This window comes from Streptomyces californicus (assembly GCF_000717645.1).
Taxonomy (GTDB): Bacteria; Actinomycetota; Actinomycetes; order Streptomycetales; family Streptomycetaceae; genus Streptomyces; species Streptomyces californicus.
This window is the reverse complement of the sequence record NZ_JNZZ01000003.1, coordinates 87,694-113,578: the sequence shown is the minus strand read 5'-3', so window position 1 is coordinate 113,578 and position 25,885 is coordinate 87,694. Positions and strand designations below refer to the sequence as shown.

The 25,885-nt window shown below is 73.3% G+C and carries 23 protein-coding genes; 10 read left to right on the top strand and 13 right to left on the bottom strand.

Going from position 1 to position 25,885, the window contains the following annotated elements:
* Positions 1-6: 6 nt before the first annotated feature.
* The 3 genes from IF19_RS0105435 to IF19_RS0105425 are packed head-to-tail and all read right to left on the bottom strand — an operon-like array spanning position 7 to position 2,135.
* Positions 7-579, bottom strand: coding sequence for a cob(I)yrinic acid a,c-diamide adenosyltransferase (locus tag IF19_RS0105435; RefSeq protein ID WP_030117661.1), 573 nt, complete (start codon positions 577-579; stop codon positions 7-9).
* A 13-nt stretch (positions 580-592) separates the two neighbouring features.
* Complete coding sequence (locus tag IF19_RS0105430) at positions 593-1,342, bottom strand: ABC transporter permease (protein ID WP_030117662.1); 750 nt, start codon at positions 1,340-1,342, stop codon at positions 593-595.
* 10 nt (positions 1,343-1,352) lie between these two features.
* On the bottom strand, positions 1,353-2,135 hold the full coding sequence (locus IF19_RS0105425; RefSeq protein WP_030117663.1) for an ABC transporter ATP-binding protein: 783 nt from the start codon (positions 2,133-2,135) through the stop codon (positions 1,353-1,355).
* 90 nt (positions 2,136-2,225) lie between these two features.
* Between IF19_RS0105425 and IF19_RS0105420 the strand changes: the two genes are divergently transcribed.
* The 4 genes from IF19_RS0105420 (at position 2,226) to IF19_RS0105405 (ending at position 7,367) form a co-directional block, all read left to right on the top strand.
* Positions 2,226-2,867 carry a TetR/AcrR family transcriptional regulator gene (locus IF19_RS0105420; protein ID WP_030117664.1) on the top strand — a complete coding sequence of 214 codons (642 nt, stop codon included), beginning with the start codon at positions 2,226-2,228 and terminating at the stop codon, positions 2,865-2,867.
* Between the two features lie 152 nt (positions 2,868-3,019).
* Positions 3,020-3,868, top strand: a complete 849-nt coding sequence (locus tag IF19_RS0105415; protein ID WP_030117665.1) for a 3-hydroxyacyl-CoA dehydrogenase family protein — start codon at positions 3,020-3,022, stop codon at positions 3,866-3,868.
* A gap of 367 nt (positions 3,869-4,235) precedes the next feature.
* Positions 4,236-4,559 carry an STAS domain-containing protein gene (locus IF19_RS0105410; RefSeq protein ID WP_030117666.1) on the top strand — a complete coding sequence of 108 codons (324 nt, stop codon included), beginning with the start codon at positions 4,236-4,238 and terminating at the stop codon, positions 4,557-4,559.
* Positions 4,560-4,832: 273 nt separating this feature from the next.
* Positions 4,833-7,367 carry an ATPase AAA gene (locus IF19_RS0105405; protein ID WP_030117667.1) on the top strand — a complete coding sequence of 845 codons (2,535 nt, stop codon included), beginning with the start codon at positions 4,833-4,835 and terminating at the stop codon, positions 7,365-7,367.
* Positions 7,368-7,448: 81 nt separating this feature from the next.
* On the opposite strand, the gene nucS is transcribed toward IF19_RS0105405, so the two are convergent.
* Positions 7,449-8,120, bottom strand: a complete 672-nt coding sequence (nucS, locus tag IF19_RS0105400; protein WP_030122236.1) for an endonuclease NucS — start codon at positions 8,118-8,120, stop codon at positions 7,449-7,451.
* A gap of 270 nt (positions 8,121-8,390) precedes the next feature.
* On the opposite strand from nucS, the gene IF19_RS0105395 reads away from it, so the two are divergent.
* Entirely contained in the window at positions 8,391-8,783 is a 393-nt protein-coding gene (locus IF19_RS0105395) for an SCO5389 family protein (protein WP_018550059.1), read from the top strand.
* A gap of 127 nt (positions 8,784-8,910) precedes the next feature.
* On the opposite strand, the gene IF19_RS0105390 is transcribed toward IF19_RS0105395, so the two are convergent.
* On the bottom strand, positions 8,911-9,987 hold the full coding sequence (locus tag IF19_RS0105390) for an LLM class flavin-dependent oxidoreductase (protein ID WP_030117668.1): 1,077 nt from the start codon (positions 9,985-9,987) through the stop codon (positions 8,911-8,913).
* A 203-nt stretch (positions 9,988-10,190) separates the two neighbouring features.
* On the opposite strand from IF19_RS0105390, the gene IF19_RS0105385 reads away from it, so the two are divergent.
* Complete coding sequence (locus IF19_RS0105385; protein ID WP_030117669.1) at positions 10,191-10,520, top strand: hypothetical protein; 330 nt, start codon at positions 10,191-10,193, stop codon at positions 10,518-10,520.
* 16 nt (positions 10,521-10,536) lie between these two features.
* On the opposite strand, the gene IF19_RS0105380 is transcribed toward IF19_RS0105385, so the two are convergent.
* The 7 genes from IF19_RS0105380 to mce form a co-directional block, all read right to left on the bottom strand.
* Positions 10,537-11,358, bottom strand: coding sequence for an ABC transporter permease subunit (locus tag IF19_RS0105380; RefSeq protein ID WP_030117670.1), 822 nt, complete (start codon positions 11,356-11,358; stop codon positions 10,537-10,539).
* Positions 11,355-12,698: an ABC transporter ATP-binding protein gene (locus IF19_RS0105375; RefSeq protein WP_078580416.1), complete on the bottom strand. Its 1,344-nt coding sequence runs from the start codon at positions 12,696-12,698 to the stop codon at positions 11,355-11,357. Before IF19_RS0105375 ends, IF19_RS0105380 begins: the two co-directional genes overlap by 4 nt.
* 162 nt (positions 12,699-12,860) lie before the next feature.
* A complete protein-coding gene (locus IF19_RS0105370) occupies positions 12,861-13,640 on the bottom strand; it encodes an ABC transporter permease (protein WP_030117673.1) in 780 nt (259 codons plus the stop codon).
* A 2-nt stretch (positions 13,641-13,642) separates the two neighbouring features.
* Complete coding sequence (locus IF19_RS0105365) at positions 13,643-14,641, bottom strand: ABC transporter ATP-binding protein (protein ID WP_030117674.1); 999 nt, start codon at positions 14,639-14,641, stop codon at positions 13,643-13,645.
* Between the two features lie 84 nt (positions 14,642-14,725).
* Positions 14,726-15,664, bottom strand: a complete 939-nt coding sequence (locus IF19_RS0105360; RefSeq protein ID WP_030117675.1) for a coiled-coil domain-containing protein — start codon at positions 15,662-15,664, stop codon at positions 14,726-14,728.
* A 183-nt stretch (positions 15,665-15,847) separates the two neighbouring features.
* Positions 15,848-19,807, bottom strand: coding sequence for a polarized growth protein Scy (scy, locus tag IF19_RS0105355; RefSeq protein WP_030276045.1), 3,960 nt, complete (start codon positions 19,805-19,807; stop codon positions 15,848-15,850).
* Between the two features lie 198 nt (positions 19,808-20,005).
* The gene (mce, locus tag IF19_RS0105350) at positions 20,006-20,434 is read right to left on the bottom strand and encodes a methylmalonyl-CoA epimerase (protein WP_030118652.1); all 429 of its coding nucleotides are present in this window, start codon (positions 20,432-20,434) and stop codon (positions 20,006-20,008) included.
* A gap of 145 nt (positions 20,435-20,579) precedes the next feature.
* Here mce and IF19_RS0105345 point away from each other — a divergent pair, with 145 nt between their 5' ends.
* Both IF19_RS0105345 and meaB read left to right on the top strand, forming a co-directional pair.
* Positions 20,580-21,785, top strand: a complete 1,206-nt coding sequence (locus tag IF19_RS0105345; RefSeq protein ID WP_030118653.1) for an acetyl-CoA C-acetyltransferase — start codon at positions 20,580-20,582, stop codon at positions 21,783-21,785.
* A gap of 49 nt (positions 21,786-21,834) precedes the next feature.
* Positions 21,835-22,803 carry a methylmalonyl Co-A mutase-associated GTPase MeaB gene (gene meaB / locus IF19_RS0105340; RefSeq protein ID WP_170757488.1) on the top strand — a complete coding sequence of 323 codons (969 nt, stop codon included), beginning with the start codon at positions 21,835-21,837 and terminating at the stop codon, positions 22,801-22,803.
* Between the two features lie 72 nt (positions 22,804-22,875).
* On the opposite strand, the gene IF19_RS0105335 is transcribed toward meaB, so the two are convergent.
* The gene (locus IF19_RS0105335; RefSeq protein ID WP_030122253.1) at positions 22,876-23,580 is read right to left on the bottom strand and encodes a PepSY domain-containing protein; all 705 of its coding nucleotides are present in this window, start codon (positions 23,578-23,580) and stop codon (positions 22,876-22,878) included.
* Positions 23,581-23,699: 119 nt separating this feature from the next.
* Here IF19_RS0105335 and IF19_RS0105330 point away from each other — a divergent pair, with 119 nt between their 5' ends.
* The gene (locus tag IF19_RS0105330; protein WP_030118656.1) at positions 23,700-24,362 is read left to right on the top strand and encodes a response regulator transcription factor; all 663 of its coding nucleotides are present in this window, start codon (positions 23,700-23,702) and stop codon (positions 24,360-24,362) included.
* The gene (locus tag IF19_RS0105325) at positions 24,359-25,804 is read left to right on the top strand and encodes a sensor histidine kinase (protein ID WP_030118657.1); all 1,446 of its coding nucleotides are present in this window, start codon (positions 24,359-24,361) and stop codon (positions 25,802-25,804) included. Before IF19_RS0105330 ends, IF19_RS0105325 begins: the two co-directional genes overlap by 4 nt.
* Positions 25,805-25,885 lie beyond the last annotated feature (81 nt).

Sequence of the window (25,885 nt, the reverse complement as noted above, 5' to 3'; positions counted from 1 at the left end):
GGTCCGCTACCGCTCGCCGCCCGGCACCCACAGCACGTCCCCGACCTCCTTGTTCGCGCTCCGCGCCAGGATGAACAGGAGGTCGGAGAGGCGGTTGAGGTAGGTGGCCGTCAGGGCGTTCATCGACTCCCCGTGCACCTCCAGCGCCGCCCAGGTGGACCGCTCGGCGCGCCGCACCACCGTGCACGCCTGGTGCAGCAGGGCAGCGCCCGGCGTACCGCCCGGAAGGATGAAGCTGCGGAGCTTCTCCAGCTCCTCCAGAAAGCGGTCGCAGTCGGCCTCCAGCTTGTCGACGTAGGACTGCTCGACCCGCAGCGGCGGGTACTTCGGGTCCTCGACCACGGGGGTGGACAGGTCGGCGCCCACGTCGAAGAGGTCGTTCTGGACGCGGACGAGGACCTTCACCAGTTCGTCGGGGAGCCGCCCCAGCGCGATGGCGGTCCCGATCACCGCGTTGGCCTCGTTGGCGTCCGCGTACGCCGAGATCCGCAGATCGGTCTTGGCGGTGCGGCTCATGTCGCCGAGGGCCGTGGTGCCCCGGTCGCCGGTCCGGGTGTAGATGCGCGTCAGATTGACCATGGGCCCAGCGTAGTTACGCTCCGGCCCGCCGGAAGACCCGTGTGCCCACCGTCACGGCCGCGGCGGCGAAACCGGCGGCGACCAGGACCCCGTACAGCATGTGCGCGGTGGCGTACGAGCCCGTGTAGGCGTCCCGTACGGCGTCCACCAGATAGCGGAACGGGGTGAGGTGCGAGACCACGTCCAGCCACCCCGGGCCGAGCGTGATGGGCAGCATCAGCCCGGAGAGCAGCATGGCCGGCATGGTCACCGCGTTGATCACCGGCCCGAACTCCTGCGGCGTGGCGACCCGCATGGCCAGGGCGTACGACAGCGAGGCCAGCGAGAGCGCCAGCACCGCGGTGAAGGCGAAGCCGATGAGGATGCCGGCCAGCGGGGCGCGCAACCCCATGAGCAGCGCGGCGAGCACCAGCAGGACGGCCTGGAAGGTGAGGAGCAGGGCGTCCCGCAGCACCCGCCCCAGCAGCAGGGCCGGCCGGCTGACGGGGGTCACCCGCATCCGCTCCACGACGCCGGTCGACTTCTCGACGATGATCGCGAAGCCGGCGAAGGACGCGCCGAACAGGCTGAGTTGGAGGAGCAGGCCGGGCACCAGGATCTGCCAGGAGTCGGCGGGGGAGCCGAGCGGCAGGTCGCGGAGCAGCGGCCCGAAGAAGAGCAGGTAGAGCAGTGGCATCAGCATCCCGAAGAAGATCTGGAAGCGGGAGCGCAGGGTCTGCCGGGCATACCGCTCGAAGATGATCGCGGTGCCGTGGAAGAGCACGGTCGGGGTCCTATACGGCTGCGGGGGCGGGTTCGGCGGGGGTGGCGGGGCGTCCGGTGGCGGCGAGGAACGCGTCCTGGAGGGAGGCGTCGGGGGAGTCCGCGTACCGGGTCTTCAGTTCGGCGGGGGTGCCCTCCGCGACCACGGTGCCGCCGTCGATCAGGACCAGCCGGTCCGCGAGGGCGTCGGCCTCGTCGAGGTGGTGCGTGGTCAGGACGACGGTGGTGCCGTGGTCGTCGCGCAGGCTCCGCACCAGCTCCCACAGGTCGGTACGGCTGCCGGGGTCGAGGCCCGTGGTGGGTTCGTCGAGGAAGAGCACGGTGGGCCGGTGGGTGAGGCCCATGGCGATGTCGAGCCGACGCCGTTGGCCCCCCGAGAGGCTCACGGCCTTGCGGTCGAGCAGCCCGTCGAGGCCGAGCGCGCCGGCCAGCTCCTCGGCGCGCGCGGCCGCGTCCGCCCGGCTCAGCCGGTACAGCCTGCCCTGGGTGACCAGCTCCTCCCGGACCGTCAGGAACGGGTCGACGCCGCCGGACTGGGCGACGTAACCGCAGACGGCGCGGACGGCGGCGGGGTCGGCGACCAGGTCGTGGCCGGCCACGGTGGCGGCGCCGCCGGTCGGGGCGAGCAGCGTGGTGAGCATGCGCAGGGTGGTCGTCTTGCCCGCGCCGTTGGGGCCGAGGAGGCCGACGATCTCGCCCGCCCGGATGGACAGGTCGACGGAGCGGACGGCTTCCACCGGGCCGCTCGGCGTGGTGAAGGTCCGGGCCAGGCCGGAGGTGCTGATGACGGTCATGAACCCAGAAAAACAGGGTGAGCGCAAAAATGCAATGAATCCAAAATTCGTGAGACTCCATGATCGCGGGGCGGGTCCTACGATGGAGGCATGGCCGAGGGACTGAGGGAACGCAAGAAGCGCCAGGTCAAGCAGCGCATCTCCGACATGGCGACCGGGCTCTTCCTCGAACACGGCTTCGTGACGGTGACCGTGGCCGACGTCGCGGAACTGGCCGACGTCTCCGTCAACACCGTCTACAACTACTTCCCGGCCAAGGAGGACCTCTTCCTCGACCGGATGAAGGACGTCACCCAGCGCGTCGCCCGGTACGTACGCGCCCGCGACCCGGGCGAGTCCGCCGCCGAGGCCGTCCTGCGCGAGATCCGCGCCGCCGTCGTCTCCGTCTCCCCGGAGTTCGGACTCATGGACGGCTTCGCCGACTTCATGCGGGTCATCGAGGACGCCCCCACCCTCAAGGCCCGCCTCTGGTACCTCCAGCAGGAGGTCCTCCAGAGCGTCGTGGCCACCCTGCGCGAGGACACCGGAGCGGGCGAGGACGACCCGCTGCCGCTCCTCGTCGGCGGCCAGATCGCGTGGATCGAGAGCGCGCTCGTCGGCTACGTGAGCCAGGAGATGATGAAGGGCCGCAAGGCCGTCGACGTCTCCCACGACGCCCTGGGCGTCCTCGACGAGATCGAGGGGCTGCTGGGCCGACAGGTCCTCAACTACGCGCGGCGTGCGGCCGTGTGACGCGTCCCGGTGTGATGTCCGTCATCTGAGACGTGACGCGCATCTCTTCACCGCCCCAGCGCGCCCGACGGGTACTAACCTCCGCCGGAGAGTCGTGTGAACCGCCGTGAACCCAAGCGCACGGGCGGACAGAAAACCAAAGGGGTGCGAACGTGGCCAGGAAGCTCGCCGTCATCGGAGCCGGACTCATGGGATCCGGGATCGCGCAGGTCTCCGCCCAGGCGGGCTGGGACGTGGTGCTGCGGGACGTCACCGACGCCGCGCTGACCCGGGGCCGCGACGGCATCAGGGCCTCGTACGACAAGTTCGTCTCCAAGGGCAAGCTGGAGGCGGCCGACGCCGAGGCCGCGCTCGGCCGCATCACCACGACCACCGACCTCGACGCCGTGGCCGACGCGGACGTCGTCGTGGAGGCCGTGTTCGAGAAGCTGGAGGTGAAGCACGAGATCTTCCGCGCCCTCGACAAGGTCGTCGGCGAGAACACCGTCCTGGCCTCCAACACCTCCGCCATCCCGATCACCAAGATCGCGGCCGTGACGGAGCGCCCGGAGCGCGTCGTCGGCGTGCACTTCTTCTCGCCGGTCCCGATGATGCAGCTCTGCGAGCTGGTGCGCGGCTACAAGACGAGCGACGAAACCCTCGCCACCGCACGGGAGTTCGCCGAGTCGGTCGGCAAGACCTGCATCGTCGTCAACCGTGACGTCGCGGGCTTCGTCACCACCCGCCTGATCTCCGCGCTCGTCGTCGAGGCCGCCAAGCTGTACGAGTCGGGCGTCGCGACCGCCGAGGACATCGACACCGCCTGCAAGCTGGGGTTCGGCCACGCCATGGGGCCGCTCGCCACCGCGGACCTCACCGGCGTCGACATCCTGCTGCACGCCACGGGCAACATCTACACGGAGTCGCAGGACGAGAAGTTCGCCGCTCCGGAGCTGATGCGCCGGATGGTCGACGCAGGTGACATCGGACGCAAGAGCGGGCAGGGCTTCTACACGTACTGACCGGACCGTCCTTCGGGCCCGCCGCTCCGTCCCGGGGCCGGGCCGGGGGAGCCGGGCATCCTATCCCGCGTCGACCGGTCACCGACCAGTCGACGTCACCCCACCGAGTGAATTCGGTATCGGTTCGCTTACAGACGGCAACTTCCCTGTCGTTGCGGCAGTCAGTGGGGGAAGAGGAAAAGCCGGGCGACCGAACAACCGCGCGGATCGAACAGCCGAGCGGGCCGCACCACCGCGCGGACCGGACGGCCGGGCGGACCGCACCACCGCACCACCGCACGCCTGTGCGGACCGCATCACGGACCGCACGCCCGTGCGGACCCATTCGACAGACGGACCACCTACGGAGCATCACCGGGGAGCGCATATGCACATCAGGGGCGACCACGCCGAGCTGGTCGTCGGGGGCCGCCTCGACGTCCGAAGCGCGGCGGACGCCCGTACGGTCCTGCACTCGGCCGTGGACGACGGCGTCGGCGATCTCGTGCTGGACCTGACCGAGCTGGATTCCTGGGACGCCACCGGCCTGGGCGTCATCATGGGGGCCCACCGCAGGGCCGGGCGGGCCGGCCGCCGTCTCGTGCTGCGCGGTGTGCCGCCGCAGATGCAGCGCCTCCTGGTGGCCACGCGGCTGCACCGCATCCTGGCCATCGAGGGCGGTATCGCCGCCGATTCGCTGCCGCGCGTCTGAGGACGAGGCGCCCTGCCGGGGCCCAAGGGCTGTCCCGCACTTCCCGCCGGGCGGACCGTACGCGGCGTGAGAAGTCACGCAATCCTCACCGGAACGTGACGTCCCGGACGGCATGGCACCCCGGCGGCTCAGGGATACTGTGCCAAGGTCTAGGGTTCGGCCGTCCGCCTGTATGCACCGAACCCATGGCCGGACACCGGACCGGAAGCGACAGCGGGGCGCGTGAGAGGCCGGGAGGGGCGACCACGCACGACGCGTCTGGGGGACTTTGCTATGGACCCGACACACCGGGATGCCGAGGAGTACGGGCAGGGCCATGAGGGCCCGGGCGGCGAGAGCGGCCGGCGCAGGCCGGGCCGCGACGCCGACGGCCCCGCCTTCGGGCCGGTGACGCCGCAGCAGGTCCGCGTCGTCCAGCTGACCGTCGGCGACCTGCTGCTCACGGTCAACCCCGTGGACGGCAGCGAGGTCGAGGCCGTGCCGCCGGGCTCCGGGCCCGCCGCCCCCGTCCGCCGCACCCCCGCCGAGCGCGCCGACCACGAACGCGCCGGCGCACCCCCCGTCCCCGCCGGCCCGCCCGCCCCCCAGCCGCCCCTCCTGGAGCGCGAGGAGGAGCGCGAGCGCCTGGTCCGAATGCTGGCGCGCGGCCGCAGCGTCCGCCTCACCGGGCAGCCCGGCTCCGGCCGCACCGCCCTGCTGGACGCCGTCGCAGCCGACTGCGCGGACCTGGCCCCCGACGGGGTGGTCCGCCTCAACGGCCGCGGCCGCACCGCCACCGACCTGCTGCACGCCCTCTTCGACACCGTGTACAAGGCCCCGGGCCACCGCCCCGACCGCGACGAACTCCTCGCGCACGTCCGGTCGATCGGCGCCGTCGTCACCGTCGACGACCTGGAGATCGGCGGGGCCGCCCTCGACGAACTCCTCACCGCCACCCCCGAGTGCGCCTTCCTCCTCGCCGCCGCCTCCGACGCGGCGGCCCCCGGCGTCGACGCCCACCTGGAGGAGGTGCTCCTCGCCGGGCTCGGCCGCGGCGCCTCGCTGTCCCTGCTGGAACAGGTCGTCGAGCGCCCCCTCACCGAGGAGGAGCGGAACTGGGCGGGCGACCTCTGGTTCGAGTCCGAGGGCCTGCCGCTCCGCTTCGTCCAGGCCGGTTCCCTCCTCGTCCAGCGCGACCGGCTGAACGCGGGCCCCGACGCCTTCGACGACACCGACTACTTCCAGCCACGCCCGGACGACGCTCCGCCGGCCGCCGCGATGCCCGCCGCGGACGGCGCCGACGTCCCCCTGCCGAGCCTCGGCGAAGGCGCCGCGCCCGCCCTGCTGCTCGCCTCCCGGCTCAGCGAGGCGGCCCGCGCCACCCTGCGCTTCGCGGTCGCCCTCGGCGGCGAGGTGCCCCACCAGGCCCATCTGCCGGCCCTCGTGGGCGACACCCACGCGGACGCCGCGCTCGGCGAGCTCGCGAACTGCGGTCTGCTCTCCCCGGCCGGCCCCCGCTACCGCCTCGCCGCCGGAACCCTCGCCCAACTGGTGGCGGGCGGCTACGAGGACGACGCCGCCGCCCACGCCCGTACCGCCGCGCAGCACTACGCCTGGTGGACCTCGCACCCCTCGGTCACCCCGCAGCGGGCCGTCGCCGAGGCGGACGCCATCGTGGCCGCGCTCGCCCGGCTGGTCCCGGGGGAGGAGGCCGGAGCGGTCAGCGCGGCCGTCCTGCTGGCCCGCAGCGCCTCCCCGGCCTTCGCCGCGGGACTGGGCTGGGGGGCCTGGGAACGGGCCCTCAGGATGGGCCAGGAGGCCGCCAGGATCGCCGGTGAGGTCGCCGAGGAGGCGTACTTCCACCACGAGTTGGGCGTCCTCGCCCTCTGCACGGGCAACCCCGACCGGGCCCGGACCGAGCTGGAGACCTCGATCGGGATGCGCGGCGTGCTCGCCGACAAGTCCGGGGCCGTGGCCGGGCGCCGAGCGCTCGCCCTGGTCGCGGACCGCTCCGGCGACTTCGGCCCGCCGGTCCGCACCGCCCCGGGCGACGAGGTGCCCGTCGTACGCCAGGACGGACCCGCCACCCCGCCCGCCGGGATCGCGGGCCCGCCGCTGTTCCTCCGCGACACCACGGAGCAGCAGCCCACCGTCATCGCCCCGCAGCCGGCCCGGCCCGCCGCGCGCAAGCGCTCCGGCGGAGCCCTCCTGGGCGGCGCCCGGCGCAACCTGGCCGCCGCGGGCGCGGGCGCGCTGCTGATCGCGGTGCTCGGCACGGTCGTCACGCTCGGCGTCACCGCGGGCGACGGCGACGAACCCGACAGCCGCAACGCCACCACCGAGCAGACCACCACCGACGACCCCACCGACGACGGGCAGCCCGCGGAGGAGCCGGACGAGGGCTCGGCCCCGGCCGGGGAGACCACCGGAGGCGAGACGTCCGCGACCCCGAGCGCCTCGGAGTCCGCGAGCCCCACCACCTCCGGCTCGCCCTCCCCGAGCGCGTCCGCGTCGGACGGGACCACCCCGGGGACGGACGAGCCGACGGACGGCGGAAGCAGCTCCCCGGGAGAGCCCACGCCGACCAGGACCTCGCCCCGTCCCACCGAGACCGAGAGCGAGAGCCCGAGCCCCTCGCCGACCGACTCGGACGGCGAGTCGCCCGACCCGACGCCCACCGACGACACCCCGGCCCCGCCGCCGCCCCAGAACTCCTCCTCGGCCAGTGGGCCCGTGGAGCAGACCGGCGCGCCCGTGGAGTCGGCCGGTACGAGCGCGAGCGCCGACGCCCCCGCGGAGAGCGGCGACCCCACCGAGACCGCGGTCTGACACACGGAAGCCGGGTACCCCGCGGGGTACCCGGCTTCCGTGCGTCCGGCGCCGGATGTGCCTTCCGCGCCGGACGGGCGGTCAGAACAGCCGCAGCTTGTCGTCCTCGATGCCGCGCATCGCGTCGTAGTCCAGGACCAGGCAGCCGATCCCGCGGTCCGTCGCCAGCACCCGGGCCTGCGGCTTGATCTCCTGCGCGGCGAAGACGCCCCGCACCGGCGCGAGGTGCGGGTCGCGGTTCAGCAGCTCCAGATAGCGCGTCAGCTGCTCCACGCCGTCGATGTCGCCGCGCCGCTTCAACTCCACGGCCACGGTCCTCCCCTCGGCGTCCCGGCACAGGATGTCCACCGGCCCGATCGCGGTGGGGTATTCGCGGCGGATCAGGGTGTGGCCCTCGCCCAGGATCTCGATCCGGTCCGCGAGCAGCTCCTGGAGGTGCGCTTCCACGCCGTCCTTGATGAGCCCGGGGTCGACGCCCAGCTCGTACGAGGAGTCGTGGAGGACTTCCTCCATCGTGATGATCAGTTTTTCGCCCGCCTTGTTCACCACGGTCCAGACGCCCTCCTCGCCGTCGACGCCCTCCTTGAGGGTGCACGGCGGGGACATCCAGTTGAGCGGTTTGTACGCCCGGTCGTCGGCGTGGATGGAGACGCTTCCGTCCGCCTTCACCAGGATCAGGCGGGGCGCGGAGGGCAGGTGTGCTGTGAGCCGGCCCGCGTAGTCCACGGAGCAACGGGCGATGACGAGACGCATGGTCGGCAACGCTACTCGACTCCGGGGGCCGGACGCGATTTCCCCATCCGTCGCCCCCGTCACTCGGCCCCCGGCGCGCGTCGGCGGAGCGGGCTTGCCCCTCTTTGCGCCCCTTCGTTTTTGGCCGGTTGTGTTCCCGTTCTCCTGGTGCGGCCCCGACTGCGCGCTTACCGTGGAAGCTGGAGGTCGCCGCCCGTGCACGCTGCGTCGTCGCCCCCTTCCCTGCCCGTAAGGCCCCGGTCACCGTCCGGGGTCGCGAGAGGAGAACCCATGTCGCTCGACGTCTCACCGGCTCTGTTGGAACAGGCCGAGCGAGGCGAGGTCGACGAAGCCGACTTCGTCGACTGCGTCCGGACCTCCCTGCCCTTCGCATGGGAGATGATCAGCTCGTTGGTGGCTCAGCTGAAGGTCGACGGCGGGGAGTTCGCCGACAACCAGACGCCGCCGCCGAACGAGCAGGCTCGTGGTCAGCTGCTGCGCGCGCTCGCGAGTGACGCGATACGCGGCGCGCTGCAGCGGCACTTCGGAGTGCGCCTCGCATTCCAGAACTGCCACCGCGTCGCGGTGTTCCCGCTGGACGCCTCGGTCGACGACCGACTGGCCAAGTTCACCTCGGTGAGGGGCCAGTTGCTCAACCAGTCGCCCGAACTACGGGACTGCTGAACGCTCTCGCTGCCGTCCCGGGCCGCGGGAGGTGCAACTGGCTCCGGGGCGGCAGCCCCTGTACCACCGCACCACCTGTCCCACCGGCGCCCACGGGCGTCCGCGAACACACCCCGGCCCGCACGGGTCAGGTGAGCAGCGGCAGCACGTCCGCGCCCAGCCGCCGGACGTTCTCCTCGGTCGCCGCGAGATCGCCCGACCCCTCCATCAGGAGGGCGAAGCGCGTGATCCCGGTCCGCTCCGCCGTCGCCGCGAGCCGGTCGGCTGCCAGCCGTGGCGGGCCCACCGGGTGCAGACCGCACAGCAGCTCCGTGTACGCGACCGGGTCCCGCATCACGCGGCGCCTGCCGTCCACCGTGACATGGGCGTCCAGCCCCTGCCGCAGCCAGCCGGGCATCGCCTTCACCAGCGTCTCCGTGGCGGCCCCCGTGTCGTCCGCGATCTGGGCCACCCCGGCGGACACATGGGCGGCGCCCGCCACCACCTCGGGCGCGTGGCCCGCCTCGCGCGCCGCCGTACGCCACAACGCGACCATCTCCGCCTTCTCCTCGTCCCCGCAGTGCATCCCCAGCAGCATCGGGAGCGCCTGCTCGGCCGCAAGCCGCACGGTCTTCGGAGAGGTGCACGCCACCACCACCTCGGGCCCGGGCGGCACCGTGGAGCCGAGGCCGGCCGTACCCGGCGCCGGGGCGCTCCCCGGGCCCTCCAGCAGCTCGTCCGCGCGTGGCACGACCGCCACCTCACGGAAGCCGAACCGCTCGCCGCGCCCCGCGACGCGCGGCTTCCGCAGCCAGTCGAGCACCAGCCCCAGTGCCTCGGGGAAGCCGTTCTCGTACGCGTCGAGACCGCCGCCGAACACCTCCAGGTCCACCCACGGACCGCCCCGGCCCACCCCGAGCGAGAACCGCCCGCCACTGGTCAGGTGCAGCAGCGCCGCCTGCTCGGCGAGGGCGACCGGGTGGTGGCTTGGCAGCACGCTGACCGCCGTGCCGACCCGGATTCTGCGGGTGCGGCCCAGCAGCAGCGCGGCCAGCGTCGTGGCGGACGGGCAGACCCCGTACGGCACGAAATGGTGCTCGGCCAGCCAGGCCGAGTCGAGCCCGCTCTCCTCCGCGGCCTCCGTGGACCGTACGGCCCGGTGCAGGGCCTCGGCGGGCCCCTGTCCCGGGAACTGGGCTGCCAGAACGAACGTTCCGATGCGCATCGCCTATTGCCTCCTCGCGGCCGACGCGTTTCCCCCACTGGCACCAACGTCTGACACGTGCCAAAGGCACGGTCCAGCGCGAAGTTGTTGCGATTTTCCGCTAACTCACTCCGCTGCCGGGCCGGAGCATCCGACGCCCGGGAGGGGCCGGACACGCCCTAAGCTGGGAGCCCCCCTGCCCGAACCGCCCCGTGAGGTGTCCCGTGTCCCCGCGCCGTAACCGCCCCCGCGGCGGAGAGAAGCCCGACGAGCACCCCGGCACGGCGCCCGGCCGGTACGGCGGCGGAGGGGCCACCGAGAGCTGGCAGGGCGAGGAGTGGTCGGTCCGCCCGGTCAGCGGGGCGAGCGCCCAGGGCAAGCGGTACCGCTGTCCCGGCTGCGACCAGGAGATCCCCTCCGGCGTCCCGCACCTGGTGACCTGGCCCGAGTACGGCGGCATCGACGACCGCCGCCACTGGCACAAGGCGTGCTGGAACGCGAAGGACCGCCGCACCACCAAGGTGCAGCGGTCCCGGAACGCCCCGCGCCACTGAGGGCGCGGACCCGCTCTCAGACGTCGCGCCGGTTCAGCAGGGCGACCGCCCCGCCGAGGACCACCGCGGCCACGGCCAGCATCAGCAGCACCGGTTCCCAGCCGGTCGGCCCCGTCGAGGTCATCGTCGTGCCGTACAGCCCGCCGATCTGGTTCGGGATCGAGTAGTCGATCAGGAACCGCTGGAGGCCGCGCAGGTCGTCGGCGAACATGAACAGCGCAAGGACCAGCGGCAGCAGCACCACGCCGATCATGATGGTGATCGCACCGGCCGAGTGCCGCACGACCGCGCCGACCCCGAGCGACAGCAGGCCGATGGCGGCGACGTAGAGCCCGACGCCGACCGTGGCGAGCGTCCACTCGCCGGCCGACGCCGGGGGGCCGTCGAGGATCGCCGTCTGCGCCAGCGCCACCACGCCGGCCGTCACCGCGGTGACGACGAAGGTCAGCGACGCGAAGACGGCCGCCTTCGCCGCGAGCACCCGGCCCCGGCTCGGGCAGGCGGTCAGCGTCGTACGGATCATGCCGGTGCTGAACTCGGAGCCGATCGTCAGCACCCCGAGCGTGATCACGCAGAGCGAGCCCAGCAGCACCCCGAAGAGACCGAGCGTCAGGACCGGCTCGTTCGGGATGCCGCCGTTGCGGTCCGTCGCCAGCAGCAGGGCGACGCCCGGTCCGACCGTCAGCATCAGCACGACCATCACGCCGAGCGTCCAGACCGTGGCCCGTACGGAACGGATCTTGGTCCACTCGGAGGCGATCGCGTCGCCGAGCGTGGCGGCCCGGATCGGGATCGGCGACTCGTAGGGGGCCGGCGGGGCGGCTGCCGGGGCGCTCATCGGGGGTCCTTGCTGGTCTGCTCTCCGGCCGCGACGGCGGAAGAGGTCTCTACGGCGGGCGTCCGGGAGACGGGGGCCCCGGCGGCCGCGGAGGTCCCGGCTGCGGGAGCGGCGGCGGGCTCCGCGGACGAAGCGGCGGGGGTCTCCACAGCGGGGGCCCCGGCGGCCGGAGCGGCTGCGGGAGCGGCGAGGGAGGAGGCCGCCGGAGCCCCCACCGGGGACGGGCTACCCGGCACGGCGGCCGGGCCCGGACCACCGGGCGGCGGCGCGAACCCTGCCGGGCCCGGACCACCGGGCGGCGGCGGGGCGAACCAGCCCTCCTGCGGCACCTCCACCGGCTCGGCCGGCGCCGGGCCGGCCGAGCCGAGGGGATACCCGTACGCGTCCAGCGGCGGCGGCTCCGCCAGGGCCTCCTTGGCGTCCTCCGTCGAGCGGTAGTCCACCAGCCCCTGCGTCAGCCGCATGTACGCCTCCTCCAGCGACGCCTGGTGCGGCGACAGCTCCCAGAGCCGTACGTCGCAGCCGTGGGCCAGCTCGCTGATCCTCGGCAGCGGCAGCCCGGTCACCCGCAGCGCGCCGCCCGGCTCGGAGAGCACCCGGCCGCCCGCCTCGATCAGCGTGGCCGTCAGCTTCTGCCGGTCCTCGGGCCCGTCCTCCGGGACCCGGACCCGGGCGAAGTCCGCGGAATTGGCCGAAATGAAGTCCTTGACGCTCATGTCGGAGAGCAGCCGGCCGCGCCCGATCACGATCAGATGGTCGGCGGTCAGCGCCATCTCGCTCATCAGATGGGACGAGACGAAGACGGTACGGCCCTCGGCCGCGAGCATCTTCATCAGGTTGCGGACCCAGTGGATGCCCTCCGGGTCGAGACCGTTGACCGGCTCGTCGAACAGCAGCACCTGGGGGTCGCCGAGCAGCGCCGCCGCGATCCCGAGCCGCTGCCCCATACCGAGCGAGAAACCGCTGGTACGCCGCTTGGCGACGTCCCTCAGCCCCACGACGCCCAGCACCTCGTCCACCCGGGGCGCCGGGATGCCGGCCAGCTGGGCCAGGGAGAGCAGGTGGTTGCGGGCGGTGCGGCCGCCGTGCACGCCCTTGGCGTCCAGCAGCGCGCCCACCAGGCGCGGGGCGTTCGGGAGGCTGCGGTAGGGGTGGCCGTTGATCGTGACGTGGCCCGCGGTGGGGCGGTCCAGACCGAGGATCATGCGCATGGTCGTGGACTTCCCCGACCCGTTGGGTCCGAGGAAGCCGGTGACGGCACCCGGCCTCACCTGGAAGGAAAGGTCGTCCACGGCCGTCTTCGCGCCGAAGCGCTTGGTCAGGCCGACTGCCTCGATCATGCTCCAGCCCCATCGACTCACTCTGTCGTTCGGGGCCCGGGCCGCCCGGCCGCACACCCCCGTAAGAGTTAGGAGGATAACCAGGCGCTGACGGTTCCGGCACGTCGTGCACAGCCCGCGACCGGCCCGTCACCCGCCTCCGGGGGTGGTACGGAGCGTGGCTCAGGCGTCCCGGTTCTTGAGGACCAGGAAGCCGCCGAGGACGGCGGCCACCACCCAGAGCGCCATGATGCCGAGCCCGCCCCACGGGCCGTACGGAGCCGGATCGCTGTTCATCGCGTCCGGGACGACCTGCATGATCTTCGACCCGGCCTGGTCGGGGAAGTACCGGGCGACGGTCTTGGCCACCGGCACCGCCGCGAGGATCTGCGACACCAGGAAGAAGAACGGCATCAGGATGCCCAGCGACAGCATGGAGCTGCGCAGCATCGCCGCCACCCCCATGGAGAAGATCGCGATCAGCCCCATGTAGAGGCCGCCGCCGACCACCGCGCGCAGGACGTTCTCCGCCCCGAGGTCGGTGCCCCGGTCGCCCAGCACGGCCTGGCTCAGGAAGAACGACACGAAGCTGGTGAGCAGCCCCACGATCAGCGCCAGCGCACCGGCGACCGTGATCTTGCCGAACAGGAAGGTGGCGCGCTGGGGCACGGCCGCAAGGGAGGTGCGGATCATGCCGGAGCTGTACTCCGTGCCGACCACCAGCACCCCGAACACGACCATGGCGAGCTGGCCGAGGACCGTACCGGAGAAGCTGACGAAGGTCGGGTCGAAGGTGGCCTGCTCCGCCTCGGAGAGGTCGTTGAACTGCGCGTTGAGCAGCGCGCTCAGCGCCGTGCCCATCGCCACCGTGACGACGAACGCCGAGATGAGGGTCCAGGTGGTCGAGGAGACCGACCGGATCTTGGTCCATTCCGAGGTGAGGACCGCGGGTACCGAAGCCATGGTCACGCCCCCTTGCCGTCGGTGGAGCCGGGAGCGTTCCAGTTCTCGCCCCAGCCGGCGCCCGGCGGCGGCGGAGGTTCGGCTCCCGGGTCCCGTTCGGAGTGGGCGTGGTACTCCACCGAACCGGCCGTCATCTGCATGAACGCCTCCTCCAGCGAGGCCCGCTGGGAACTCAGCTCGTGCAGCACGAGTTGGTGACGGGCCGCCAGCTCGCCCAGCTCCTCCGTGGAGGCGCCGTCGATCTCCAGCACGCCGCCCGCCGTCTCGACGGCCGTGTACCCCTCCTGGTGCAGCACGTCGCGCAGCCGCTCCCACTGGGGGGAGCGCAACCGGGTGTAGCTGCGGGAGTTCTCCTGGATGAAGGCGGCCATCGAGGTGTCGGCGAGCAGCCTGCCCTGCCCGATCACGATCAAGTGGTCGGCGGTGAGCGCCATTTCGCTCATCAGGTGCGAGGAGACGAAGATCGTGCGGCCCTCCGAGGCGAGCGCCTTCATCAGATTGCGGATCCAGTGGATGCCCTCGGGGTCCAGCCCGTTGACCGGCTCGTCGAACATCAGGATCTCGGGGTCGCCCAGGAGCGCGGAGGCGATGCCGAGCCGCTGGCCCATGCCGAGCGAGAACCCCTTGGACTTCTTCTTCGCCACCGCTGCCAGGCCGACCATGTCGAGCACCTCGTCGACCCGGCCGCGCGGGATGCGGTTGCTCTGCGCCAGGCACAGCAGGTTGTTGTACGCGCTGCGGCCGCCGTGCATCGCCTTGGCGTCGAGGAGCGCCCCGATGTACTTCAGCGGTTCGCTCAGCTCGCGGTAGTGCCTGCCGTCGATGCGCACCGAACCGCTGGTCGGGTTGTCGAGATCGAGCATCATCCGCATCGTGGTGGACTTGCCCGCCCCGTTCGGGCCGAGGAAGCCCGTCACGATGCCCGGCCTGACCTGAAACGACAGTTGGTCGACGGCGACCTTCCTGCCGAACCGTTTGGTGAGTCGCTCGACCTCGATCATGCGCTCACGCTAGAACGCCGGAGCGCCCGGCGCCACCACAAAGGCGGAACCGGGCGCACACGGGGGTACTCCGCGCGGCGGAACTCAGCGGGTCTGCTGGGCCGGGACGCCGCGGTTGGCCGGCTCGTCCTCCACCGGGGAGCCGGCGGCGGCCACGGCGGCGCCGGTCAGCGTCGCCAGCATCTCGCGGACGTTCGTCAGCTGCGCGTTGATCGAGTCGCGGCGGTTGGTGAGCGCCGCCAGCTCGCGCTCCGATTCGCTGCGGATGCGGTCGGCCTTGGCGTTGGCGTCGGCGACGATGTCCTCGGCCTGCCGCTGGGCGGTCTCCACCGTCTGACGGGCCCGGCGCTCGGCGTCGGTGCGGAGCTTCTCGGCCTCCAGGCGGAGCTGCTCGGCACGGTGCTCGATCTCGGCGAGACGCTTCTCGGCCTTGGCCTGGCGGGACGCGAGATCGCGCTCCGACTGCTCGCGGCGCTTGGCGAGGTTGGTCTCGAAGTCGGCCGCGGCCTGGGCGGCCTTGGCGCGGGTCTCCTCGAAGAGGGCGTCGGCCTCCTCCCGCTTCTGCTGGGCGTCCTTCTGGGCGTCGGAGCGCAGCGTGTTCGCCTCGCCCTGCGCCTTCTCGACGATGCGGACGCCCTCGTCCTCGGCCTTCGCCTTGCGCTCGGCGGCGAAGGTCTCGGCGTCGTTGCGCACCTGCTGGGCCGCCGACTCGGCGAGCTCGCGGTGCTGCTCGGCCGCGCGACGGGCCTCCTCGCGCAGGTCCTTGGCCTCCTCCTCGGCGAGGCGGAGAATCTTCTCGACACGGGCGCCGAGCCCGGCGTACGACGGCTCGGCGTCGGTTACCTGGGCCTGGGCGTTCTGCGTTTCGAGGTGCAGCTCCTCGATGCGCTTTTCCAGAGAGGTGATTCGGGCCAGAGCGCTGTCACGGTCGGCGACGAGCTTGTTGATGCGGTCGGCCACCTGACCGCGGTCGTAGCCTCGTCGCACGAGCTCGAAGCCGAAGGGGGAGGAAGGGTCACTCATGGGGTTCCTGTCGAATGAGACCGGTGAGGTGATAGAGGGAATCCTAGGGGCCATTGCGGCGTGTCAGCGTGAAGATGCCGGTTTGATCTGGAGAATGACACCCCTTTTGAGTGGCTGACCCCCGGAGTGCTTGCCACTGCCAGGGTTGAATGTCCATGACGAGCCGGGCGCGCCGCGGCCCGCCTACCGCTCGGACTGTTTGCCCCCCGATCGCGAACCCGCCGCCGCGGGGGACTTGGAGCCCCCCGAGGAACCGGCCGCCGGCTTTCCTCCCCCGGTCGGAGTCTCGAAAGACTCCAACGCTTCCAGCACGTCCTGGACACGGGAGATCTCCGCATTGATGTCCTTGCGCCTGCGCACCAGGACGTCCAGTTCGCGCTTGCCCTCCTCGACCGTCGCCTTCGCCTCGGCCTCGGCGTCGGCACGCAGCTTCTCCGCCTCGCGGACCAGCCCGGCCTTCTTGGTCTCGGCCTCCTTCAGCAGCGACTCGGCCCGCTTCACCGCGGCGATACGGACCTTGCTCGCCTCCGCGTTGGCCTCCGCCAGCAGCTCCTTGGCCTTCGCCTCGGCCTCGTCGCGCTGCTCGGTCGCCGCCTTCATCAGATGGTCGACCCGCTCCCCGGCGGTCTTCATCTGCTCGGACGTCTCCCGGCGGGCCCGCTCGTGCAGCTCCTCGATCTCGCTCTCCAGCCGGGCCCGCTGGGCCTCGGCCCGCTCCCGGATCTGCGTCGCGTCGCGCCGCGCGCCGACCAGCAGTTCGTCGGCGTCCGTACGGGCGCGCTCCACCAGCGTGTTGCCCTCGACGGTCGCCTCGGAGGTGATGCGCACGGCCTCCTTGCGGGCCGCGCCGACCATCGTGTCGGCCTGGCCCTCCGCCTCGGTGGCCGTACGCAGCGCCTCCTCGCGCGCCTTGTTGATGAGCTGGTCCGCCTGCTCGGCCGCGTCCGCCCGGCGCTTGGCCGCCGCCTCGCGCGCCTCGTCCAGCACCCGGTCCGCCTCCTGGCGGGCCTCGGAGCGCAGCTCCTCCGCCGCCGACTCCGCGTCCGCGCGCAGCCGTTCGGCCTCCTCGTGGGTGCGGGCCGCGTGCTCCTGCGCCGCGCCCAGCCGCTCGGCCGCCTCGGCGCGCAGCCGCTCGGACTCGGCCGTGGCCTCGGCCAGCATCCGGTCCGCCCGCTCGGTGGAGTCCGCCCGGCGCCGGTTGGCCTCCGTGGTGGCCTCGACGACCAACTGCTCGGACGCCTGGGCCGCTTCGGTGCGGATGCGCTCGCTCTCGGTGGTGGCCTCGCCGACCAGTTGCTCGGACGCCTGGGCGGCCTCGGTGCGGATGCGCTCGCTCTCGCTGCTGGCCTCGCCGACCAGCCGGTCCGACTGGGCCGCCGCCTCGGAACGGATCCGGTTGGCGTCCTGCCGGGCCTCGGCGCGGGCGCGCGAGGCGGCCTCCTCCGCCGACGCCAGGGCGTCGGACGCCTCGGTACGCATCCGCTGGCTGTACTCGGAGGCGTCCGAACGCAGCCGCTCCGACTCCGCGGTCGCCTCGGAGACGGCCCGCTCGGCCAGCGCCTTCGCCGCCTCGGTCCCCTCGGCCGCCTCGCGGCGCAGCCGGGCCGCCTCCTCGTTGGCCTCGCTCCGCAGCCGTACGGCGTCCTCCGAGGCCCGCTCCCGCTCCGCGTGCGCGTCGGCGCGGACCCGGTCCGCCTCCTGCTGCGCCTCGGTGCGGGTGCGCTCCGCGGCGTGCTCCGCCGCCGACCGCAGCCCGGTGATCTCCTCCTCGGCCTGCTCCTGCAGGCCCGCGACGGAGTCCCGTACCTGCTGGGCGGTCTGCTCGGCCGCCGCGACCAGCTCGGCCGCCCGCGTGTCCGCCTCCTCGACCAGCCGGGCCGCCTCGGCCTCGGCCTCCTCGACCCGCTTGCGGGCGGCGGCGAGCAGCTCCTCGCTCTGTTCGCGGGCCCGCTCGCGCTCCTGCTCCGCCTCGGACCGCGCCCCGCCGAGGATCTCCTCGGCCTCCCGGCGGCGGCGCGTGGCCTCCTCCTGGGCGGCCTCCAGCGCCTCGGCGGCCTCGGCGCCGACCCGCTCGGCGGCGGCCGCGGCCTCCGCCCGCACCCGGTCGGCGCTCTCCTGCGCCTCCGACTTGAGCCGCTCCGCCTCGGCGGCCGCCTCGCTCCGCAGCCGTACGGCGACGTTCTCGCCCTCGGCGCGCGACTGGGCGGCGTCCGCCGCGGCCTCGTCGCGCAGCCGCTCGGCCTCCGCATCGGCCTGCTCGGCCAGCGTCCGCAACCGCTCGGCCGACTCGGCGCGCAGCCGCTCGGTCTCCTCGGCCGTCTCGCGGCGCAGCCGCTCCGCCTCGGTCCGGGCCTCGCTCAGCGCCTCCTCGGCCGCGGCGAGCCGGGACTCCGCCTCGGAGTGCAGCCGGGCCAGCTCGTCGGCGGCCTCGGCCTGCCGGGCGGCGACGCCCCGCTCGGTCTCCTCGCGCAGCTCGGCCGCGGCCGCCTCGGCCGCCTCCGTGACGGCCGCCGCCTGCTCCTCGGCCTCCGCCCGCATCCGGTCGGCCTCGGCGCGGGTGCGCTCCAGCGTCTCCTCGGCCTGCTTGCGCAGGGTCGCCGCGCGCTCGGCGGCCTCGGCGCGGACGCGCTCGCTCTCGCCGTTCGCCTTGGTGCGCAGCTCGTCCGCGTCGGAGCGGGCCTTGGCCAGCAGCTCCTCGGCGGTACGGGCGCCCTCCTCCAGCTGCTGGACCGCCTCGCGGCGGGCCTCGCCCCGGATGCGCTCGCCCTCGGCGACCGCCTCGGAGCGCAGCTCCTCGGCCTCGCCGCGCAACCGGCGGGCCTCCTCCTGGAGCTCGACCGTCTTGGCCCGGTACTCCTTGGTGTCGTCCTTGGCCGCGCCCTTGAGCTCGTCGGCCTGCTCCTCGGCCTCGCCGCGCAGCCGGTCCGCCTCGGCCTCGGCCTCGCGCCGGATGCGCTCGGCCTCCTCGCGGGCGGCCTTCGTGGTCGACTTCGCGTCCTCGGACGCCTTGGTGAGGACCTCCTCGGCGCCGCGGGCCGCCTTGGCGAGCTGGGCGGCCGCCTCCTCCGCCGCGGCCGTGTCGGCCTTCTCGGCCGCCTCCGCGACCAGCCGCTCCGCCTCGGCGCGGGCGTCGACGAGCGCCTGCTCGGCCTCTTCCTTCAGCGTCTCGGTGCTCTTGGTCGCCTCGCCGACCAGCCGGGCGATCTCCGACTTGGCCGTACGGGTGCGCTGCTCGTTCTGCGACTCGGCGGCGGCGAGCTGCTTGGCTGCCGTCTCCTTCGCCTCGGAGAGGAGCTTCTCCGCCTCCAGACGGGCCTCGCGCAGCCGGGTCTCGGCCTCCGACAGCCGCTGCTCGGCGGTGCGGTTCAGCTCGGCGGTCTGCTGGCGGGCCTGGTCGGTCTCCGCCGTCGTGGTGGAGCGCAGCCGCTCCGCGTGGCTGGTGGCCTCCTGCGCCTGGGCTGAGGCGTTGACCAGCAGCCGCTCGGCGTCCTTGCGGGCGCGCAGCAGGACCGCCTCCGCCTCGGCGCGGGCGGCCTCGGCCTCCGAGCCGGTGCGCCGGCGGGTCTCCTCCGCGAGCCGGGCGGCCTCGTCCCGGGCGGCGGCCAGCGCCTGTTCGGCCTCGGCGCGGGACTCCTCCAGCAGGCGGCGGGCCTGCGACTCGGTGCGGGCGCGCAGCTGTTCGGCCCAGGCGACGTTCTCGTTGACGTGGGACTCGACGGTCTGGCGGCGCTCCGCCAGCTCCTGGTCGAGCCGCTGCCTGCGCTGGACCGCCTCGTTGTGCAACTCGGCCTGGAGGCGCGCCTGGTGCTCGGCGTGCTCCTGGAGGATGCGCTGCGTCTGCGCCCTGGCCTCGCGCAGTTCGCGCTCGGCGTCGCTGCGCATCTGCTCGGCCTGGACCTGCGCGTTCCGCAGCATCTGCTCGGCCTGGTAGCCGATGTCAGCGCTGTCGTACGCGGGACGGTTCGCGAGATTGCGCCGGGCCTCGTGCAGCTTGGCACGCAAGACCTCGACCTGGTAGCCCAGGTCCTCGGCGTGCTGGACAGCCTTCTCCCGATCGGTCTTCAGCCGGTCCATCTCGGCTTCGAACCGCGAGAGATGGTCGTCTTCAGCCCGGTGGCTCTCCTGGCCTTCGTAGCCCCGCACTGCGCGGTCCCATCCTTCCCCGAGCTTTCGACTTCTTCGAGCAGGGGAGACCCCAACCCTGGTCGTGACTCTGCACACGGGGGCTCGCACGAGCGGTCCCCCGGGGAAATGGTGACAGACGAACGACGAGGACGCGGTACGGCCCCGACCCGGCCCCGGCCCGGAACCGCCCACTCTACCGGGCCGGATATGCGGCGGTCAGTCGTCCGCCCGGCTCGTGACCAGTTCGGTGAGGACGCCGTGGCAGTCCTTGGGGTGCAGGAACGTGATCCGGGACCCCATCGAACCCGTCCTGGGCTCGTCGTACAGCACCCGGACGCCCTTCTCGCGGATGTCCGCCGCGTCCCCGTCCACGTCGTCCGTGCCGAAGGCGATGTGGTGCACGCCCTCGCCGTTCTTCGCCAGCCACTTGCCCACGGCCGAGTCCTCGCGGGTGGGCTCCAGCAGTTGGAGGTAGGAGGCGCCGCCGTCCGAGGTCCCGTTGATCCTGAGCATGGCCTCCCGGACGCCCTGCTCCTCGTTGACCTCGGAGTGGAACACCTCGAACCCGTACGTGGCACGGTAGAACTCGACCGTCTTGTCCAGGTCGAAACAGGCGATCCCGATGTGATCGATTCGCGTCAGCATGGATTCAGCATGGATCGGCCGCGCCGCTCCCGCCATGGTTACGCAACGTGCGCGCCGTCACACCGGCAGCCGGATGACGGGCGCGACAGCGCTCAGTACATTCAGGTAAACCCTCGTTCACATCCGATCCCAAGGGGCCGTGCCCATGCCAGCAACGACCGGTACCACCACCTCAGTGATCGTCGCGGGCGCCCGGACGCCCATGGGCCGTCTCCTCGGCTCCCTCAAGAGCTTCTCCGCGGCCGACCTCGGCGGCGTCGCGATCAAGGCCGCGCTGGAGCGGGCGGGCATCGGCGGCGACCAGGTCCAGTACGTGATCATGGGCCAGGTGCTCCAGGCGGGCGCGGGCCAGATCCCCGCCCGGCAGGCCGCGGTCAAGGCCGGCATCCCGCTGAACGTCCCGGCGCTCACCGTCAACAAGGTGTGCCTGTCCGGGCTCGACGCCATCGCCCTGGCCGACCAGCTCATCCGCGCGGGGGAGTTCGACGTCGTGGTCGCGGGCGGCCAGGAGTCCATGACCAACGCCCCGCACCTGCTCCCCAAGTCCCGCGAGGGCCACAAGTACGGCGCGATCGAGATGCTGGACTCGATGGCGTACGACGGTCTCACCGACGCGTACGAGAACATCCCCATGGGCGAGTCCACCGAGAAGCACAACGGCCGCCTCGGCCTCGACCGCGCCGCCCAGGACGAGATCGGCGCGCTCTCCCACCAGCGGGCCGCCGCCGCCCGGAAGAACGGCCTGTTCGAGGCCGAGATCACCCCGGTCGAGATCCCGCAGCGCAAGGGCGAGCCGGTCCTCTTCTCCCAGGACGAGGGGATCCGCCCCGAGACCACCGTGGAGAGCCTCGGCAAGCTGCGCCCGGCCTTCGCCAAGGACGGCACGATCACCGCCGGCACCTCCTCGCAGATCTCCGACGGCGCCGCCGCGGTCGTCGTGATGAGCAAGGCGAAGGCCGAGGAGCTGGGCCTGGAGTGGATCGCCGAGATCGGCGCCCACGGCAACGTGGCCGGACCCGACAACTCCCTCCAGTCGCAGCCCTCCAACGCCATCCGGCACGCCCTGAAGAAGGACGGCCTGACCGTCGACGACCTCGACCTCATCGAGATCAACGAGGCGTTCGCGGCCGTCGCCGTCCAGTCCATGAAGGACCTGGGCGTCACCTCGGAGAAGGTCAACGTCAACGGCGGCGCGATCGCGCTCGGCCACCCGATCGGGATGTCCGGCGCCCGCGTGGTCCTGCACCTGGCCCTGGAGCTGAAGCGGCGCGGCGGCGGCACCGGCGCGGCGGCGCTGTGCGGCGGCGGCGGTCAGGGCGACGCGCTGATCATCCGCGTCCCGGGCAAGTAACGTCCCGGGCGGGCGACACCGTACGGATACGAGCAAGGCGAACGGAGCGGTGAACGTGGACGTGGACGTCCCCACGCTGGTCGAGCAGGCGCGAGCAGGCAGGCCGCGTGCGGTGGCCCGGCTGATCTCGCTGGTGGAGGGGGCCTCCCCGCAGCTCCGCGAGGTGATGGCGGCCCTGGCGCCGCTGGCGGGCCATGCGTACGTCGTCGGGCTGACGGGCTCGCCGGGCGTCGGCAAGTCCACCTCGACCTCGGCGCTGGTGTCCGCGTACCGCCGGGCGGGCAAGCGGGTCGGCGTCCTCGCCGTCGACCCGTCCTCGCCGTTCTCCGGCGGGGCGCTGCTGGGCGACCGGGTCCGGATGTCCGACCACGCCTCCGACCCGGGCGTCTACATCCGCTCGATGGCGACCCGGGGCCACCTCGGCGGCCTCGCCTGGTCGGCCCCGCAGGCGATCCGGGTGCTGGACGCGGCGGGCTGCGACGTGGTCCTGGTCGAGACGGTCGGCGTCGGCCAGTCCGAGGTGGAGATCGCCTCGCAGGCCGACACCTCGGTCGTGCTGCTCGCGCCGGGCATGGGCGACGGCATCCAGGCGGCCAAGGCCGGAATCCTGGAGATCGGCGACGTGTACGTGGTCAACAAGGCCGACCGCGACGGCGCCGACGCCACCGCCCGCGAGCTCAACCACATGCTGGGCCTGGGCGAGTCCCGGGGCCCCGGCGACTGGCGCCCCCCGATCGTGAAGACGGTCGCGGCCCGGGGCGAGGGCACCGACGAGGTGGTCGAGGCCCTGGAGAAGCACCGGGCCTGGATGGAGGAGCACGGCGTCCTGGCCGAGCGCCGCACCGCCCGCGCGGCCCGCGAGGTCGAGACCATCGCCGTCACGGCTCTCCGCGAACGCATCGCGGACCTGCGCGGCGACCGCCGTCTGCACGCCCTCGCGGAGCGGATCGTGGCGGGGAGCCTGGACCCGTACGCGGCGGCGGACGAACTGGTGGCGGGGCTGACGGGGGAGGGCTGAGCGTGCGGAGGGCCCTGGGAGCGGCGTGAGCGCCGCGCCCAGGGCCCTCCGTACGGGCACGGGCCTTCCGTGTCAGTCGTCGTCGCGGTCGTCCGCGTCGTCGTGGTCGTCCCGGTCCACCGTGACCTTGGCGGTCTTGGCGTCGACCTTCAGTTCGTGGTGCTTGCCGTCCTTGCCCGCGACGTCGACGTCCCAGCGCAGGACGTTCCCCCGGCGGTCGTCGTCATCGTCGTCGTCCAGGTCGATCGATGTGACCGTGCCCGGCGCGGACTTCAGGGCGGCCGCCGCCGCCTCGTCCAGGGTGACGGCGGAGGAGCGGGGCGCGTGGCGGTCGCGGTCGTCGTTGTCGTCGTCCTGGCGGGTCTTGAGGACCTTGCCGGTGGTGGCGTCCACCGTGACGTCGTGCCACTTCTTGTCGGAGCCGCGTACGTCCAGCTCCCAGACGGCCCGGCCGTCGTGGTCGTCGTCGTCCGCGTCCAGCTCGGCCTCCGTGACCGTGCCCGGGACGCTTCGGAGCGCGGCGGCGACGGCCTGGTCGAGGGTGGTCCGGGCGTTCTTCGCGGCGGCCGGGGAACGGTCGTCGCCCCGGTCGTCGGAGGCGTCCTCCGTACGGTCGTCGTCCGTACGCTCGTCGTTCCGCTCGTCGGCCGTGCTCACGCTCGCGCTCCTGGCCGGCGTACGGTCGCCGTCGCTGTCCGCGAAGGCCACGGTGCCGGCGGTCGCGCCGCCGATCAGAACGGCCGCGGTGATCGCCGCGATGGTGACGTTGCGCTTCATGAGGTTCCTCCCCGGGAGCTGCTGTGCTGTTCGACGGGTTCCACACTGCCGACCCGATGCTGAACGCAGGCTGAAGCCACCTGAAGGCGTCTTCAGGCGGAGTTTGCGAGGCTGTGCGCATGCGCCTGTTGATCGTGGAGGACGAGAAGCGGCTCGCGGTGTCCCTCGCCCGGGGACTGACCGCCGAGGGCTTCGCCGTGGACGTCGTGCACGACGGGCTCGAAGGGCTGCACCGCGCGGGCGAGGGCGGCTACGACCTGGTGATCCTCGACATCATGCTGCCCGGCATGAACGGCTACCGGGTCTGCGCCGCCCTGCGCGCCGCCGGGCACGAGGTGCCGATCCTCATGCTGACCGCCAAGGACGGCGAGTACGACGAGGCCGAGGGGCTGGACACCGGCGCCGACGACTACCTGACCAAGCCCTTCAGCTACGTGGTCCTCGTCGCCCGGGTCCGCGCCCTGCTGCGCCGCCGGGGCGCCGGAACCCCCGCGCCCGTCCTCACCGTCGGCGCCCTGCGCATCGACACCGCCGCCCGCCGGGTGATCCGTGACGAGGGCGAAGTGACGCTCACCGCCAAGGAGTTCGCCGTGCTGGAGCAACTCGCCCTGCGCGCCGGTCAGGTGGTGAGCAAGGCGGAGATCCTGGAGCACGTCTGGGACTTCGCCTACGACGGCGACCCCAACATCGTCGAGGTCTACATCTCCACCCTGCGCCGCAAGTTGGGCGCGGCCGCCATCCGCACCGTACGCGGCGCGGGCTACCGGCTGGAGGCGCGGTGAGGTCCGTCCGGGCCAGGGCCGCCCTCGGGGCCACCCTGGTCGTCGCCGTCGCCCTCGTCGGGGCCGGCCTCGCCGTCCTCCTCGTCCTGCGGGCCAACCTGATCGGCCAGGCCGACCTCCAGGCCGAGGTGGTGGCCCGCGAGGTCGCCGGGGAGCTGGCCACGGGCACCCCGTACGGCGAGGTGGAGCTGGACGACGAGGAGGACCACCCGGTCCAGGTGACCGACGAGGAGGACCGGGTCGTCCTCGTCTCGAAGGACCTGCGGGCCGTCACCGGCACCGCGACGAGCGGCGTGACCCCGGTGCCCGCCCCCTCCGTCTCCGCCTCGCCCTCGCCCGGCGACGACGATGACGACGGCGACGACGGGGGCGACACGGCCCGCCCCGGCCGCGGCCAGGTCTCCAACGACGACCCGGACTTCTCCGACGGCACCGCCACCGTCGACCGCACCACCGCCGACTACCGCTTCGCCGCCGTCGAGGCCACCACCCCCGACGGGGTCACCCTCACCGTGCACGCGGGCGCGCCCCTCGCCGCCGAGCAGGAGGCGGTGGGCACGGTGCGCGGCGCCATGCTCACCGGGCTGCCGGTGCTCCTGCTGGTCGTCGCCGGGGTGACCTGGCTGGTGACCCGTCGCGCGCTGCGCCCGGTCGAGGGCATCCGGCGCGAGATGGCGGCGATCACCGCCTCCGAGGATCTGACCCGCCGGGTGCCGGAGCCGGACTCCCGGGACGAGATCGCGGCCCTGGCCCGGACGACGAACGAGACGCTCACCGCCCTGGAGGCGTCCGTGGAGCGGCAGCGGCGGTTCGTCGCGGACGCGTCGCACGAACTGCGCTCGCCGATCGCCTCGCTGCGCACCCAGCTGGAGGTGGCCGAGGCCCATCCGGAGCTGCTGGACCTCCCGGGCGCGGTGGCCGACACCGTACGGCTCCAGGCGCTGGCGGCGGACCTCCTGCTGCTGGCCCGGCTGGACGCGGGGGAGAGGCCCGGCGGCGGCACGGTGGAGCTGGGCGCGCTGGTGCGGGAGGAGGTCTCGCAGCGCACCGGGGACCGGATCGCGGTGGCGGTGGAGGCGCCGGAGGGCGAGGCGTTCGAGGTGAACGGGTCGCGCGGGCAGCTCGCCCGGGTGGTCGGCAACCTGCTGGACAACGCCCAGCGGCACGCCGGGACGAGCGTCGCGGTGTCGGTGGCCGCCGACGGGCGCGACGTACGGGTGGAGGTCCGGGACGACGGGGACGGCGTGCCGGAGGAGGAGCGGGAGCGGATCTTCGAACGGTTCGTCCGGCTCGACGACGCCCGCAGCCGGGACGACGGCGGAGCCGGCCTCGGCCTCGCCATCGCCCGGGACGTCGCCGCCCGCCACGGCGGGACGCTGACGGTGCACCGGGCGGACGGGGGCGGCGCGGCCTTCCTGCTCCGGCTGCCGCGCCGGTCCTGACGTACAACTGCGGCCGACGTGAGGCGGCCGGGCCCGGGGGTGCGACGGGCCCGGCCGCCGGGCCGGCCTGGGTGTGAGGCG